The sequence below is a fragment of the Massilia sp. NP310 genome (genome assembly GCF_019443485.1).
GTDB lineage: Bacteria > Pseudomonadota > Gammaproteobacteria > Burkholderiales > Burkholderiaceae_D > Telluria > Telluria timonae.
Genome location: NZ_CP080379.1, coordinates 4296945 through 4311140, shown reverse-complemented (window position 1 = coordinate 4311140; position 14196 = coordinate 4296945). Strand labels below are relative to the sequence as shown.

Below are 14196 nucleotides of genomic sequence, written 5' to 3'. Positions count from 1 at the left end.
TAGGATCGGGTGTAACAACTCCGCCTCCCAACGCATCCTTTTTCATTCCAGCTCGATAGCTTTTGCGCCGCCGCCCGCAGCCGCGCACGAACCGGTTTATACTGGCCTTGCGCTACCTCAGGCATAAGTTCGCCTGCCGGTTCCGTGCGCAAATGCCTCAACGGATCAACCACATGGGTTCCACCTTCAAGAATTCCTGCCTCGTCGGCCTGGGCGTGATCGCCGGGGTCGGCCTGACCATGCAATTCTCCGCCCTCGCCTTCAAGCCGCCGGTCGACGCCAGCATGCCGATCGCCGAGCTGCGCCAGCTGGCCGACGTCTACGGCGTCATCAAGTCCACCTATGTCGAACCGGTCGAAGATAAAGCCCTGCTGTCCGAGGCGATCGCCGGCATGGTCGCCTCGCTCGACCCGCATTCGGCCTACCTCGATCCGCGCGCCTACCGCGAGCTGCGCGAAGGCACCGAGGGCCGCTTCGTCGGCGTCGGCATCGAGATCGCCGTGAGCGAGGACGGCTATATCGAGATCGTCACCCCGATGGAAGATTCGCCGGCCTACCACGCCGGCATCAAGGAGGGCGACCTGATCACCCGCATCGACGGCCACCCGGTCCAGGGCACGCCGATCGACGACGCCATCAAGCGCATGCGCGGCGAGCCGGGCACGCGCGTCACGCTCACGGTCGCACGCAAGGACGCGCCCGAACCACTGAATTTCACCATCGAGCGGCGCGAGATCGTGCAGAAAAGCGTCAAGGCGAAGATGGTGGAGCCGGGCTACGCCTGGCTGCGCATCGCGCAGTTCCAGGAACCGACCGTGGACGACATGGCCGCCAGGCTGCAGGCGCTGTACCGCGAAGATCCGGACCTCAAAGGCCTGGTGCTCGACCTGCGCAACGATCCGGGCGGGCTGCTGCAGGGCGCGATCGGCGTCGCCGCCGCCTTCCTGCCGAAGAACGCCGAGATCGTGTCGACCAACGGCCAATTGGCCGATTCGCGCCAGCGCTTCTACGCGCGGCCCGAGTTCTACATGCTGCGCAGCGGCGCCGACCCGCTGGCCACCTTGCCACCGGCGTTCAAGGACTTGCCGATGGTCGTGCTGGTCAATACCGGCTCGGCCTCGGCTTCCGAAATCGTGGCCGGCGCCCTGCAGGACTATAAACGCGCCGCCATCCTGGGCAGCCAGACCTTCGGCAAGGGCTCGGTGCAGACCATCCGCCCGATCGGGCGCGACGCCGCGGTCAAGCTGACCACGGCGCGCTACTACACCCCGGCCGGGCGCTCGATCCAGGCGCGCGGCATCGTGCCCGACCTGCCCGTGGACGAAACGCTGGAAGGCGACGGCCTGAACGCGCTGCGCATGCGCGAGGCCGACCTGCAGCACCACCTGTCGAACGGCGCGGGACCCGAAGCCGCCACGCGCGAGGACGACATCGAGGAACAGATGCGCCTGCTGGCCGAGGCGCGCACCCGCAAGCCGCTCGACTACGGCAGCGCGGACGACTTCCAGCTGGCCCAGGCCCTGCGCCACCTCAAGGGCCAGGAAGTGGTGCTGTCCAAGCGCGCCGCCCCCGCCACCACGCTGGCCCAGCACGGGCGCAAGGACCAATAAACGCGACTGAACAGTCCCTGCGGCAGCCGATTCCCAGGCATGCGCCGAGCGTGTAGAATCGGCGCATCTTGCGGACAACCCCGCTTATTTTCCCTGAAAGTTTGCTGAATATGAAACCTGTCGTCATCAGCGGCACCGGCCTGTTTACCCCGCCGCATTCCATCTCGAACGACGAGCTGGTGACAGCCTTCAACGCCTATGTCGAACTGCACAACCAGGAGCATGCCGCGCAAATCGCGGCGGGCGAGGTGACGGCGCTGGAACCGTCGAGCAGCGCCTTCATCGAAAAAGCGTCGGGCATCAAGTCGCGCTACGTGATGGAAAAGAGCGGCATCCTGGACCCGAGCCACATGACGGCGCGCATTCCGGAACGGGCCGACGACGAGATCTCGCTGCAGGCCGAGATGTGCGTGGCCGCTGCGCGCGAAGCGTTGACGCGCGCCGGCAAAACGCCGCAGGACATCGACATGGTGCTGGTCGCCTGCAGCAATATGCAGCGCGCCTATCCGGCCATGGCGGTCGAGGTGCAAGAGGCGCTGGGCATCGACGGCTTCGGCTTCGACATGAACGTGGCCTGCTCCTCGGCCACCTTCGGCATCGCCACCGCGGTCGACGCGGTGCGCAATGGCCGCGCACGCGCGGTGCTGGTGCTGAACCCTGAAATCACCAGCGGCCACCTGAACTTCCGCGACCGCGACAGCCACTTCATCTTCGGTGACGCCTGCACCGCGATCGTGATCGAGGCCGCGGAGACGGCAAGCAGTGCGCACCAGTGGGAAATCCTCGACAGCCGCCTCAAGACCAGTTTCTCGAACAATATCCGCAACAACTTCGGCTTCATGAACCGCTTCGACGAAGCGGGCATCGGCCAGCCGGATAAACTGTTCCGCCAGCAGGGCCGCAAGGTATTCAAGGAAGTCTGCCCGATGGCGGCCCAGACCATCGCCGACACGCTCGCGGCGGCCGGCCTGGAAACGAAAGACGTGTCGCGCTACTGGCTGCACCAGGCCAACCTGAACATGAACCTGCTGATCGTGCGCACCCTGCTGGGCCGCGACGCGACAGCCGACGAAGCGCCGGTGATCCTGGACAGCTATGCCAACACCTCGTCGGCCGGCTCGATCATCGCCTTCCACCGCTACCAGGACGACCTGCCGGCGGGCGCCAATGGCGTCATCTGCTCGTTTGGCGCAGGTTACTCGATTGGTTGCGTGGTGGTGCGCAAGAAGTAATCAACTTCGAATCCACTTCGAATCCACATCGGCGCGGCTCACAGCCGCGCCGCCAGTTCCGCCCCTTCGCGGATCGCGCGCTTGGCATCCAGCTCCGCCGCCAGCGCCGCGCCGCCGATCTTGTGGAAGCGCGGGCCGCCCGTGGCCCCATCCGCCGGCATCAGTTCCGCCAGGCTTTCCTGCCCGGCGCAGATCACCACATTGTCCACCTCGAGCAGGCGCGCTTCGCCCCCGACCGTGATGTGCAGGCCGGCGTCGTCGATGCGCTCGTACCCCACGCCGGCCAGCATGGTCACGCCATTGCGCGCGAGCGTGGCGCGGTGCACCCAGCCCGATGTTTTCCCCAGGCCGGCCCCTGGCCGCGTGGTCTTGCGCTGCAGGAGCCAGACCTGGCGCGGCGGATGCGGCGCCACCGGCGGCGCCAGCCCGCCCGGCGTGGCGACCAGCGGGTCGACGCCCCACTCCTTCATCCAGTGCGCCGCCGGCACCGGCAGGGCTACTCGCGGATCGTGCACCAGGAATTCGCCGGTATCGAAACCGATGCCGCCGGCGCCGATGATCGCCACCCGGCGCCCGACCGGGCGGCCGTCACGCAGCACGTCGAGATAGCTCAGGACCTTCGGATGGTCGATGCCGCGAATCGATGGCTTACGCATGCGGATGCCGGTCGCCACGATCACCTCGTCGAAGCCCTGGGCCAGCAGTTCCTCGCGCGTAATCAAACAATTCAAGCGAATGTCGACGCCCAGCAATTCGAGACGGCGGCCAAAATAACGGATCGTCTCCGCGAATTCTTCCTTGCCTGGAATGCGCATCGCGATATTGAACTGGCCGCCGATGCGGTCCTGGGCGTCGAACAGGGTCACGCGGTGCCCGCGCTCGGCCGCGACCGTCGCCGCCGACAGCCCGGCCGGCCCGGCGCCGACCACCGCGATGCGGCGCGCCGTGGCGGCCTTGCGGAACACGAGTTCGGTTTCGTGGCAGGCGCGCGGGTTGACCAGGCAGGTCGCGCGCCGGTTGGAGAAGGTATGGTCCAGGCAGGCCTGGTTGCAGGCGATGCAGGTATTGATCTCGTCGCTGCGGCCGGCGGCGGCCTTGGCGACGAAATCGGCGTCGGCCAGGAAGGGCCGCGCCATCGACACCAGGTCGGCGTCGCCGCGCTCCAGGATGCCCTCGGCCTCGGCCGGCATATTGATGCGGTTCGAGGCCACGACGGGAATGCCGACTTCCTTGCGCAGCCGTCCCGCGACTTCGGCGAAGGCGGCGCGCGGCACCGAGGTGACGATGGTCGGGATGCGCGCCTCGTGCCAGCCATAGCCGGTGTTCAGGATCGTGGCGCCGGCGGCCTCCAGCGCCCTGGCGGACAGCACGATCTCGTCCCAGGTATTGCCGCCTTCGACCAGGTCGAGCACCGAATGCCGATACATCAAAATGAAGTCCGGCCCGACCGCGGCGCGGATGCGGCGCACCACCTCCATGGCGAGCCGCATGCGGTTCTCGATCGGCCCGCCCCAGCGGTCGGTGCGGCGGTTGGCGCGCGCGCACAGGAACTGGTTCAGCAAATAGCCCTCGCTGCCCATGATCTCGACGCCATCGTAGCCGGCCGTGCGCGCCAGCCTGGCGCAGCGCACGTAGGCGCGGATCGTCGCTTCGATGCCGGCCTCGGTGAGCGCCCTGGGTTTGAAGCGCGAGATCGGCGACTTGATGTTCGAGGCCGACACCACGAAGGGCTGGTAGCCGTAGCGGCCCGCGTGCAGGATCTGCATCAGGATCTTGCCGCCCTCCTCGTGCACCGCGCGCGTGACGCGCCGGTGGTTGGGCACGTCGAACAGGGAGTTCAGGGTGCCGCCGAAGGGCAGCAGCCAGCCCTGGCGATTGGGCGAGATGCCGCCGGTGACGATCAGGCCCACGCCGCCGCGCGCGCGTTCGCGGTAGAAGGCGGCCAGCTTGCCGTAGTTGTAGAAGCGGTCTTCGAGCCCGGTGTGCATCGAGCCCATGATCACGCGGTTCTTCAGGGTGGTGAAACCCAGGTCGAGCGGCGCAAGCAGGCGGGGATAGGTAGCAGTAGTCATCGCGGCATTACACCGCGATTTTCTGGAGCCGTGCGTCTAAACGGCTGGAAGGCGCATCAAGCCAGGTGGCTTTCGCGGTCGCGCAGTTCGGCGAAGCTTTCGATGCTGCCGATGCTGACCACCACCGGGTTCAGGCTGGCGCCGGGGGACATCGGGCGCCAGGCGAACTGCCATTCTTTTTCGCGCGCCTGGCCCAGGCTCTTGGTGAAGGCCGCGCCCAGCGGCGAACGGTTGCCGTACTCGATGGCGCCGTCGATGCCAGCCCAGTTGGGCAGCAGGCGCTGCACGGCGCGGTGCAGGCGCTCGCCGAATTCCTCGGTATTGTGGATCACCAGGCAGGCGTCGCTCGGCGTGATGATGTCGAACAGGCGCTTGTCCCAGACGGTGGAAAACGAGACGTGCAGGAAGCCGCCATTGGGCTCGAGGCGGAACTGGCCGGTCTTGAGCGCGTTTTCGAGTTCGGCGCGCAGCGCGTAGCGGTGCAGGGTCGGAGGGCGTTGGTAGTCGTGCATGGGATTCTTTCTTGCCGCATTCAAGGCTGCGAGGTTGGCGATGGTGGTGGCGGCGGCGGCGATTGCAGCATCATGATGGCCTGGTGCTGCATGCGCATGAACTTCGACGCGATGAAGATCTCGCGCAAAAAATAGACGAAGCTGCTGATCAGGGCGATCATCGCGAACACGAAGCAGGCGGCGATGTACTGGTCGAGCGGAATGCCGGTGGTGTCGCCCGCGAACAGCATCGCGATGACCACGCACACCAGCAGGCCGCAGGCGGTGCTGGAGGCGATCGCGAAGTTGATCAGGTGCGAGCGCTGGTAGAGCAGTTCGAGTTCGCTTGAAAACTCGGCGTTGGGGCTGACCTTGAGCCGGTCCTCGAGCACGCGCGTGCGGTCGATGATGCGCGCCAGCCGGTTGGTCAGCACGGTCAGCTTGGTGGCCACGCCGGTGAGCAGGAAAACCGGCGCGATCGCCAGCTGGATGACATGGCCGATGTCGCTGATCTGGATATTCATAAGAACACGTTCGAATTGTTGTAATGTGCCTGGTGCGTCAGGTGCGCAGCTGTGCTGCCTGGGGACTCGACGGCATGCGTAGGGTTGGCGGCTACGCCGCCGACGCGTTCAACTCCATGACACATAGTGTAGCAGCCAACAGCACCCCGACCCAGCTTCATTCAAACCGGCGCAGCCGCTTGAACTGCTCGGTGGCCGCCACCAGCGCGCGCGCGATGCCCGCCTCCAGCGCGCCATGGCCGCCGTCGGCGATCATCTCCAGCTTCGAGCCGGGCCACGCCGTGTGCAGGCGCCAGGCCGACAGCGGCGGGCAGATCACGTCGTAGCGGCCCTGCACGATCACCGCCGGCAGATGGGCGATGCGCGCCAGGTCGCGCAGCAGCTGGTCTTCTTCGAGGAAGGCGCCGTTGAGCATGTAATGCGACTCGAGCCGGCCGACGCCGAGGTCGAGCGTATCGTTCGAGACTTCCTCGGGCTGCGGCAGCAGGAACACGCGCCGGCCTTCGAAGCGGCTCCAGGCGCGCGCGGCCGGCCAGTAGACATCCGGGTCGTGGCACAGCAGGCGGCGCGCATAGGCGTTGAGCAGGTCGTGCCGCTCGTCCTGCGGAATCGGGGCCACGAATTCCTCGTACAGCTCGGGATAGAACCAGCGCACCTCGTTGATGAACCAGTCCACCTCGGCGCGGGTGCACAGGAAGATCCCGCGCAGCACGAAGCCCAGGCAGCGCTCGGGATGGGCCTGGCCATAGGCCAGCGCCAGGGTCGAGCCCCAGGAGCCGCCGAACACCAGCCACCGTTCGATGCCGAACAGCGCGCGCAGGCGCTCGATGTCATCGATCAGGAGCTGGGTCGTGTTGTTGCGCCACTCGCCCAGCGGCGTCGACTTGCCGGCGCCGCGCTGGTCGAACAGGATCACGCGGTAGGCCTGCGGATCGAAGAAGCGGCGGTGCTGGGGCGACAGGCCGGCGCCGGGGCCGCCGTGCAGGAACAGCACCGGGATGCCGTCCGGATTGCCGACTTCTTCCCAGTAGATCGTGTGCATCTCGTCGACCGCCAGCATGCCGTGGCGGATGGGCTGGATCGGCGGGAACAGCGACGGCGGCGTGACGGGCATGGCGGCTCTTGTTGGCAGTGATTCAAGAAGCCGATTGTAGCGTATGGACGGTCTGTTTCAGAAATAGGTATTGAGCGCGTAGCGCACCGTGTAGGCGTCGTCCACGGCCAGCAGCAGCGGCCACTTGTCGAAGGTGGTGCACGGGTGCGAGATGCCGCAGCCGACCAGGTCGCCCACCGCCAGGCTGTCGCACAGCGGGTCGCCTTCCGGCAGGCGCAGATAGGCGTGCTGGTCGTTCATCTTGAAGATCGTGCAGCCGGACGGCAGCGCGGCCGGCACGGCAGCGCCATCGGGACGCGCCGAGTAGAGCGGAATCGGCAGGTCGGCGTCGTAGGAGGCGTCGCGCTTGCCCATGGTGAGGATGGCCAGGGTCGGTTCGGGGCGCGACTGGACCATGCTCCAGACTTCGAGCGCAGGACGTAACCCTTCCTGCAGGCCTTCCTCCCGGCCGCCTGCGCGCGCGTTCAGCTCGTCGATGTGGCGGCGGTACATGCCGTGGTCGCTCGTCAGGTAGCAGCCGCTGCGCAGGATGGCGCGCACTGGACGCGACAGGCCATCCACATCCTGGAAACCGCGCGCCACCAGGTCGAAATAGGACGAGCCGCCGGCCGAGATCACGATCTCGGACGTGGCGAACAGGCCCTCGGCATCGGCGCCGCGCACCAGCGCCACCAGTTGAGCAAGGAAAGCGTCGACCTGGCGCAGGTCGGCGGCGCGGTCGTCGCTGACGAGCAGGCCCTCATAACCCTCGAAGCCGGCCAGCGCCAGGCCGTCGGCCAGCGCGATGGCGTGCGCCACCTCCATCGCTTCCTGCGGCGTGCGGCAACCGGCGCGCTTGCCGGCCAGGCCCAGCTCGACCAGCACCAAGAGCGGACGCGCCAGCCTGTGCGCGGCGACCGCCTGCGCCAGGCGCGCCACGCCGGCGGGCGAATCGGCCAGCACGATGCACTCGAAATCGGGATCGCCATGCAGCAGGGCCAGCACGGCGTCGATGTCGCTGCGCGCCACCAGCTGGTTGGCCAGCAGCACGCGGCGCACGCCGAAGCGGTGCGCCACCTGGACCTGGATCGCGGTGGCGAGGGTGATGCCCCAGGCGCCATTGGCCAGTTGCGCGCCGAACAGCTGCGGACTCATCGTGGTCTTGCCGTGCGGCGCCAGCGTGGCGCCGTGACGCTCGCAAAAGGCGCGCATCCAGGCCAGGTTGTGGCGCAGGCTCGACTCCCTGAGCACGGCGACCGGATAGCTGGTGTCGCCGCGCAGCACATTCCACCCCTGCACGCCGATCGCGCCCTGGCGCAGCGGTGCGCGCAGCGGCAAGCCCTTGGTGCCGGGGAGCAGCAGCTGTTCGTCGAGGCTGGACAGGGCGAGGCCGCCGTGGGGCAAGGTGTGCATGATCTGCTCCGAAAATGGGTGGTCGTTTATTGTAATCGGCGAAAAAAAAGCACCGCCTGAGCGGTGCTTCGTGGTTCGCCCTGATGGATCAGGACATGTGCTGCCCGCCATTGATGGCGATATTGGCGCCGGTAACAAATGCCGCCTCGTCCGACGACAGATACGCCACCAGGCCGGCCACTTCTTCAGGCTTGCCCAGGCGGCCCATCGGGATTTGCGGGATGATCTTGGTTTCCAGCACTTCGCTCGGGATGTCCATCACCATCTTGGTGCCGATATAGCCCGGCGAGATGGTGTTGACTGTCACGCCCTTGCGCGCCACTTCGAGCGCCAGCGCCTTGGTGAAACCGTGCATGCCGGCCTTGGCCGCCGAGTAGTTGGTCTGGCCGAAGGCGCCCTTCTGGCCGTTCACCGACGAGATATTGATGATGCGGCCCCAGCCGCGCTCGACCATGCCGTCGCAGACCGGCTTGGTCATGTTGAACACGGAATCGAGGTTGGTCTTGATCACGGCGTCCCAGTTGACCTTGTCCATCTTTTTGAAGGTCATGTCGCGGGTGATGCCGGCGTTGTTGACCAGCACGTCGATCGGGCCGACGTCGGCGATCACCTGGCGCACGCATTCCTGGGCGGCGTCGTAGTCGGCCACATCGCAGGCATAGGCCTTGAAGTCATGGCCCTGCTCTTTCATGGCGCCGAGCCACGCATCGACTTTGGTATTGCCAGGCGAAAAAGTGGTGACGACCTGATATCCCAATGCGGCCAGCTTGATGCACACCGCTTCGCCCAGGCCGCCCATGCCGCCGGTTACTAATGCTACTCGAGCCATTGTCTTCTCCAGTTTTATATTGTGTCACTTCACACCGCTTGAAACCGACGGCGCCGCCAGGCGGGCCGTCGCTGCCTGTCGCCAGGTCGTGCTCAGTCGCGCTCGACCGCCAGCGCCACGCCCATGCCGCCGCCGATGCACAGGCTCGCCAGGCCGCGCTTGGCGTCGCGGCGGATCATTTCGTGCAGCAGGGTGACCAGCACGCGGGCGCCGGAAGCGCCGATCGGGTGGCCCAGCGCGATCGCGCCGCCGTTGACGTTGATCTTGGACGTGTCCCAGCCCATCTGTTTGTTGACGGCGATGGCCTGGGCGGCGAAGGCTTCGTTGATTTCCATCAGGTCGACGTCTTCGTGGGTCCAGCCGGCCTTCTTGAGGCACAGCTGCGAGGCCGACACCGGGCCCATGCCCATGATCGACGGGTCGAGGCCGGCCGACGAATAGGCCTTGATGCGCGCCAGCGGGGTCAAGCCCAGTTCTTTCGCTTTCGAGGCGCTCATCATGATCACGGCGGCGGCGCCGTCGTTGATGCCCGACGCATTGCCGGCGGTGACCGAACCTTCCTTGTTGAACGCCGGACGCAGGCTGGCCAGCGCCTCGAGCGTGCTGCCATGCTTCGGGTATTCATCGGTGTCGAAGACGGTCGTGCCCTTCTTGGTCACGATCTCGATCGGGATGATCTCGTCCTTGAACTTGCCTTCTTTTTGAGCAGTTTCGGCCTTCAGCTGCGATTGCAGCGCGAATTCGTCCTGCTCGGCGCGCGAAATCTCGTATTTCTTGGCGACGTTCTCGGCGGTGACGCCCATGTGGTACTGGTTGTAGACGTCCCACAGGCCGTCGACGATCATGGTGTCGGTGAGCTTGGCGTCGCCCATGCGGAAGCCGTCGCGCGAGCCGGCCAGCACGTGCGGCGAGGCGCTCATGTTCTCTTGCCCGCCGGCGATGACGATCTCGGCGTCGCCGCAGCGGATCGCCTGGGTCGCCAGGTGGGTGGCCTTGAGGCCGCTGCCGCACACCTTGTTGATGGTGTAGCCGGGCACCATGTCGGGCAGGCCGGCCTTGATGACGGCCTGGCGCGCCGGGTTCTGGCCCACGCCGGCGGTGAGCACCTGGCCCATGATGACTTCGCTGACCGACTCGGGCGCGATGCCGGTCTTGGCCAGCAGGTGCTTGATCACTTGCGCGCCGAGCTCGGCGGCGGGAATCTTGGCGAGGGTGCCGCCGAATTTGCCGACGGCCGTACGACCGGCGGCGACGATGACTACGTCTTCCATGTTCAAATCTCCGTTCAGCCGGCCGTGGCCGGCAACATACAGAATTCCCTCGGACTCGGCGCGCCATTCTGCGATGGCGGGCTTTGTGCATGGGATCGATAAAAACCTCAAGTTACGGAATGAGGAACCCATGCTGCTGTTAAAGCATCAGCAATCTTAGCAGTTTATTCATCGAAAACAACATGCCAATCGTGCGTGTTTGATCTATCGCATGACTTAATTTCTGGTTGCTGACAAACGTTCAATTTCCGTAAGGAATGATGCGTGCGCTTCTGTCCTTTTCCACAATTTTCACAGTAGAATGCACAAGCGCAACGCCAACTACACCGTTTTATGCCTAAAACCACGCTTCCCATCGAAATCAAGATTTCCACGGTCGTTGCCATCTCCACGATCCTGCACTCGGCCGACCCGGAAGCCATCGATTCCGCCCTGGAGCAGATGACGGGTGGCGTGTCCGACTTCTTCGAGGACGAGTTCGCGGTGATCGACGTGGCCGCGATCGCGCCTGACGCGCCGCGGCTCGACTGGGCGGCGCTGGTCGCCCTGCTCAAGAAATACCGCCTGAACGCGGTCGCCGTGCGCGGCGCCAGCCCGGCGATGATCGAGGCGATCCGGGCCCAGGGCCTGGCGCTGGACGACGGCTCGAGCGGCGTGCGCGCCGGCGGCCACGCGGCCGCGCAGCCCGCCGCCCCAGCGGCGCCGGAACCGGCTGCTCCCGCAGTTGCCCCGGCGGCGGCTCCCGCGGCGCCGGCCCTGGAACCGGCCGCGGCCCAGGCGCCGGCCGCCCTGCCCCTGATCATCGACACCCCGGTGCGCGCCGGCCAGCGCATCTATGCGCGCGGCACTGACCTGATCGTCACCGCCGTGGTCAATAATGGCGCAGAATTGATCGCCGACGGCAGCATCCACGTGTATGCGCCGCTCAATGGCCGCGCGCTGGCAGGCGCCTCCGGCAATCCGGACGCGCGCATCTTCGCGCTGTCGATGCAGCCGGAACTGGTCTCGATCGCCGGCGTGTACCGCACGTTCGACGAAGGTTTCCCGTCCGACCTGGCGCGCCAGCCAACGCAGATCCGGCTGGTCGGCGACCGGATCGACATCCAATCGCTGGCTCCGGCATCCCGCTGATCCCGAACTGAACAGATACTGTAAAGGACTTTTTTGTGGCAAGAATTATTGTTGTGACGTCCGGCAAGGGCGGTGTGGGCAAAACGACCTCGAGCGCTAGCTTCTCCACCGGGCTGGCCATGCGCGGCCACAAGACGGCAGTGATCGACTTCGACGTCGGCCTGCGCAACCTCGACCTGATCATGGGCTGCGAACGCCGCGTGGTCTACGACCTGATCAACGTCGTCAATGGCGAAGCGACCCTGCACCAGGCGCTGATCAAGGACAAGCACTGCGACAACCTGTTCATCCTGCCGGCCTCGCAGACGCGCGACAAGGATGCCCTGTCCGAAGAAGGCGTGGAGCGCGTGCTCAACGACCTGGTCAAGATGGACTTCGAGTTCATCATCTGCGATTCGCCGGCCGGCATCGAGCACGGCGCGCTGATGGCGCTGACCTTCGCCGACGAAGCGATCGTGGTCACCAATCCGGAAGTCTCGTCGGTGCGCGACTCGGACCGCATCCTGGGCATCCTGCAGGCCAAGTCGCGCCGCGCCCAGAGCGGCAGCGAGCCGGTCAAGGAACACCTGCTGATCACCCGCTACTCGCCGAAGCGCGTCGAAGCGGACGAAATGCTCTCTTACCAGGACGTGCAGGAAATCCTGCGCATCCCCCTGATCGGCATCATTCCGGAATCGGAATCGGTGCTGCACGCCTCGAACCAGGGCAACCCGGCGATCCACTTCAAGGGGACCGACGTGGCCGATGCCTACGAGGACGTCGTCGCGCGCTTCCTGGGCGAAGAACGCCCGCTGCGCTTTACCAACTACGAAAAGCCGGGACTGTTCCAGCGCATTTTCGGAGCCAAGTGAGATGGCATTGCTTTCATTCCTCTTCCCCGAAAAAAAGAAGAGCGCGACAGCCGCCAAGGAACGCCTGCAGATCATCATCGCACGCGAACGGACCAACCGCGCCGGTCCGGATTTCCTGCCGGCCCTGCACCAGGAGCTGATCGCCGTGATCTCGAAGTACGTCAAGGTCAATCCCGACGACATCAAGGTCTCGCTCGACCGCCAGGGCAACCTGGAAGTGCTGGACGTGAACGTGGTGCTGCCGGATACCTGAGCGGCAAGGCCCTTCGCCCGACGATGCCCGCCTGGTGCGGGCATTTTCTTTGGTGCCGAGCATAGTAGCAGTGAGACGATCGGGCAATTATTAGTGAAATCCGAGCATTCAAAGTATCGACGGGCCTGCCTATACTGGATTCATGGCTGCAACACATCGGACAGCCAGCCACACCCGACGAACTTTCGACAAGGAGCTTCACCATGACCCGTCTCGCCTCCCGCCCCGTCCCGGACGCCACCGGCGCCGCCGCCCAATTGTTCAGCGCCATCCGGGGCGCCGTCGGCAAGGTGCCGAACGCCTACCGCGACATCGGCAGCAACAGCCCGGTGGTGCTGGAATCGGTGCTGGCCCTGGACGCCAGCCTCAAGAAAACCACGCTGTCGGCGCGCGACGTCGAAGTCATCAAGCTCGCAGTCAGCGCCGTCAACGGTTGCGACTACTGCGTGGCCGCCCACAGCCTGATGGGCAAGATGGCCGGCTTGTCCCCCGATGCGCTGGCCGCCGTGCGCCAGGGCCAGGCCACCGGCAATGCCCGCGAAGACGCGCTGGCGGAGTTCGCGCGCCACCTGGTGACGACCCGCGGCACCGTGGACGCGAGCAGGATCGAGGCGGTCAAGGCGGCCGGCGTGAGCGATGCCCAGATCGTCGACCTCACCCTGGCGATCACGGCGATCACGCTGACGAACCTGTTCAACCGGATCAACGATACGGTGGTCGATTTTCCGAAGGTTGCCTGAACGCGCGGGGACTGCGCCGCCACGCGTCCGGGCCCCCTCGCCTTACATCACCAGCACCGGCTCCTTCGCCGGTCCGCTGACCGCGCCGCCATTGACCTGTGCAGTGGCGGCGTCATCGTTCTCCTCCACCGGCTGCGGCGCTTCGCCCGCGGACTCGGCCCGCTCCAGCTCCTGCACCACCTTGACGCAGGCTTCCACGTGCTGCGCCCCCATCCGCTTGAACAGCGTGTAGCCGATCGCCGCCGACGCGATCTGGCCGGCCAGCGGCACCATCTTGGCCGTGGTCTTGACCGCCATGCGGCCGGCCACGACCCGGAACAGGCGCGCCACCGCGCCGCGCGTCACCAGTTTGCCGACCAGCATGCCGCCCACCGACGCCGCCGCCTTGTAGGCGATCACGCGCATGCGTGGGTTGAGGCGCTCGATCTGCTTCTGGGTCAGGCCGAATTCGGCATTGATCTGGTCGACCAGGGCCGCGAAGCCCGTGATGTCGGCCAGCAGGTCGAGGCCGGGCACCGGCACCGCGGCCACCGCCGCCGACATGGCGGCGCGTTTCTTGACCAGGGCCAGGCACTGGATGCGGGTGGTCTCGATGGCGGCGCCGCTGACGGGCACGCGATCCTCGGGCACCGTCACGTTTTTACGTGTAAACAACATAATTTACCCCTCTACATTATCTGAATGAC

General features: G+C 66.0%; 14 protein-coding genes. 6 read left to right on the top strand and 8 right to left on the bottom strand.

Annotated features, from left to right (window positions below; all coding sequences use genetic code 11):
* The first annotated feature begins 173 nt into the window (after window positions 1–173).
* Together KY496_RS18975 and KY496_RS18970 are read left to right on the top strand one after the other, a co-directional pair.
* The gene (locus KY496_RS18975; RefSeq protein WP_071360905.1) at window positions 174–1610 is read left to right on the top strand and encodes a S41 family peptidase; all 1437 of its coding nucleotides are present in this window, start codon (window positions 174–176) and stop codon (window positions 1608–1610) included.
* A 110-nt stretch (window positions 1611–1720) separates the two neighbouring features.
* Window positions 1721–2842 carry a beta-ketoacyl-ACP synthase III gene (locus KY496_RS18970; RefSeq protein WP_005663922.1) on the top strand — a complete coding sequence of 374 codons (1122 nt, stop codon included), beginning with the start codon at window positions 1721–1723 and terminating at the stop codon, window positions 2840–2842.
* Between the two features lie 38 nt (window positions 2843–2880).
* Here KY496_RS18970 and KY496_RS18965 read toward each other — a convergent pair whose 3' ends face one another.
* From KY496_RS18965 to KY496_RS18935, 7 genes are all read right to left on the bottom strand, one after another.
* A complete protein-coding gene (locus KY496_RS18965; RefSeq protein ID WP_219861971.1) occupies window positions 2881–4914 on the bottom strand; it encodes an NADPH-dependent 2,4-dienoyl-CoA reductase in 2034 nt (677 codons plus the stop codon).
* Window positions 4915–4970: 56 nt separating this feature from the next.
* Complete coding sequence (locus tag KY496_RS18960) at window positions 4971–5426, bottom strand: hypothetical protein (RefSeq protein WP_005663928.1); 456 nt, start codon at window positions 5424–5426, stop codon at window positions 4971–4973.
* A 20-nt stretch (window positions 5427–5446) separates the two neighbouring features.
* Window positions 5447–5929 carry a DUF2721 domain-containing protein gene (locus KY496_RS18955; protein ID WP_005663930.1) on the bottom strand — a complete coding sequence of 161 codons (483 nt, stop codon included), beginning with the start codon at window positions 5927–5929 and terminating at the stop codon, window positions 5447–5449.
* 157 nt (window positions 5930–6086) lie between these two features.
* Window positions 6087–7043 carry a prolyl aminopeptidase gene (gene pip, locus KY496_RS18950; protein ID WP_219861969.1) on the bottom strand — a complete coding sequence of 319 codons (957 nt, stop codon included), beginning with the start codon at window positions 7041–7043 and terminating at the stop codon, window positions 6087–6089.
* A 57-nt stretch (window positions 7044–7100) separates the two neighbouring features.
* Window positions 7101–8435, bottom strand: coding sequence for an amino acid deaminase (locus tag KY496_RS18945; protein WP_005663934.1), 1335 nt, complete (start codon window positions 8433–8435; stop codon window positions 7101–7103).
* Window positions 8436–8523: 88 nt separating this feature from the next.
* Window positions 8524–9264: an acetoacetyl-CoA reductase gene (gene phbB, locus KY496_RS18940; RefSeq protein WP_005663936.1), complete on the bottom strand. Its 741-nt coding sequence runs from the start codon at window positions 9262–9264 to the stop codon at window positions 8524–8526.
* A gap of 92 nt (window positions 9265–9356) precedes the next feature.
* A complete protein-coding gene (locus tag KY496_RS18935) occupies window positions 9357–10535 on the bottom strand; it encodes an acetyl-CoA C-acetyltransferase (protein ID WP_184238577.1) in 1179 nt (392 codons plus the stop codon).
* Between the two features lie 333 nt (window positions 10536–10868).
* On the opposite strand from KY496_RS18935, the gene minC reads away from it, so the two are divergent.
* The 4 genes from minC (at window position 10869) to KY496_RS18915 (ending at window position 13510) form a co-directional block, all read left to right on the top strand.
* Window positions 10869–11666, top strand: coding sequence for a septum site-determining protein MinC (gene minC, locus KY496_RS18930; RefSeq protein WP_184238578.1), 798 nt, complete (start codon window positions 10869–10871; stop codon window positions 11664–11666).
* Between the two features lie 35 nt (window positions 11667–11701).
* A complete protein-coding gene (gene minD / locus KY496_RS18925) occupies window positions 11702–12517 on the top strand; it encodes a septum site-determining protein MinD (protein WP_005663941.1) in 816 nt (271 codons plus the stop codon).
* Between the two features lies 1 nt (window position 12518).
* Window positions 12519–12770: a cell division topological specificity factor MinE gene (gene minE, locus KY496_RS18920; RefSeq protein ID WP_005663943.1), complete on the top strand. Its 252-nt coding sequence runs from the start codon at window positions 12519–12521 to the stop codon at window positions 12768–12770.
* A gap of 203 nt (window positions 12771–12973) precedes the next feature.
* Window positions 12974–13510: a carboxymuconolactone decarboxylase family protein gene (locus tag KY496_RS18915; RefSeq protein WP_005663944.1), complete on the top strand. Its 537-nt coding sequence runs from the start codon at window positions 12974–12976 to the stop codon at window positions 13508–13510.
* A 42-nt stretch (window positions 13511–13552) separates the two neighbouring features.
* Here KY496_RS18915 and KY496_RS18910 read toward each other — a convergent pair whose 3' ends face one another.
* On the bottom strand, window positions 13553–14167 hold the full coding sequence (locus KY496_RS18910) for a hypothetical protein (RefSeq protein ID WP_219861967.1): 615 nt from the start codon (window positions 14165–14167) through the stop codon (window positions 13553–13555).
* Window positions 14168–14196: the final 29 nt, after the last annotated feature.

Bases quoted from the DNA above. Each gene is read 5' to 3' on its own strand.
- KY496_RS18975 (WP_071360905.1), top strand. From the start codon at position 174: ATGGGTTCCACCTTCAAGAATTCCTGCCTCGTCGGCCTGGGCGTGATC.
- KY496_RS18965 (WP_219861971.1), bottom strand. From the start codon at position 4,914: ATGACTACTGCTACCTATCCCCGCCTGCTTGCGCCGCTCGACCTGGGT.
- minE (WP_005663943.1), top strand. From the start codon at position 12,519: ATGGCATTGCTTTCATTCCTCTTCCCCGAAAAAAAGAAGAGCGCGACA.
- KY496_RS18910 (WP_219861967.1), bottom strand. From the start codon at position 14,167: ATGTTGTTTACACGTAAAAACGTGACGGTGCCCGAGGATCGCGTGCCC.
- KY496_RS18945 (WP_005663934.1), bottom strand. From the start codon at position 8,435: ATGCACACCTTGCCCCACGGCGGCCTCGCCCTGTCCAGCCTCGACGAA.
- KY496_RS18955 (WP_005663930.1), bottom strand. From the start codon at position 5,929: ATGAATATCCAGATCAGCGACATCGGCCATGTCATCCAGCTGGCGATC.
- KY496_RS18915 (WP_005663944.1), top strand. From the start codon at position 12,974: ATGACCCGTCTCGCCTCCCGCCCCGTCCCGGACGCCACCGGCGCCGCC.
- minC (WP_184238578.1), top strand. From the start codon at position 10,869: ATGCCTAAAACCACGCTTCCCATCGAAATCAAGATTTCCACGGTCGTT.
- KY496_RS18970 (WP_005663922.1), top strand. From the start codon at position 1,721: ATGAAACCTGTCGTCATCAGCGGCACCGGCCTGTTTACCCCGCCGCAT.
- KY496_RS18960 (WP_005663928.1), bottom strand. From the start codon at position 5,426: ATGCACGACTACCAACGCCCTCCGACCCTGCACCGCTACGCGCTGCGC.
- pip (WP_219861969.1), bottom strand. From the start codon at position 7,043: ATGCCCGTCACGCCGCCGTCGCTGTTCCCGCCGATCCAGCCCATCCGC.
- KY496_RS18935 (WP_184238577.1), bottom strand. From the start codon at position 10,535: ATGGAAGACGTAGTCATCGTCGCCGCCGGTCGTACGGCCGTCGGCAAA.
- phbB (WP_005663936.1), bottom strand. From the start codon at position 9,264: ATGGCTCGAGTAGCATTAGTAACCGGCGGCATGGGCGGCCTGGGCGAA.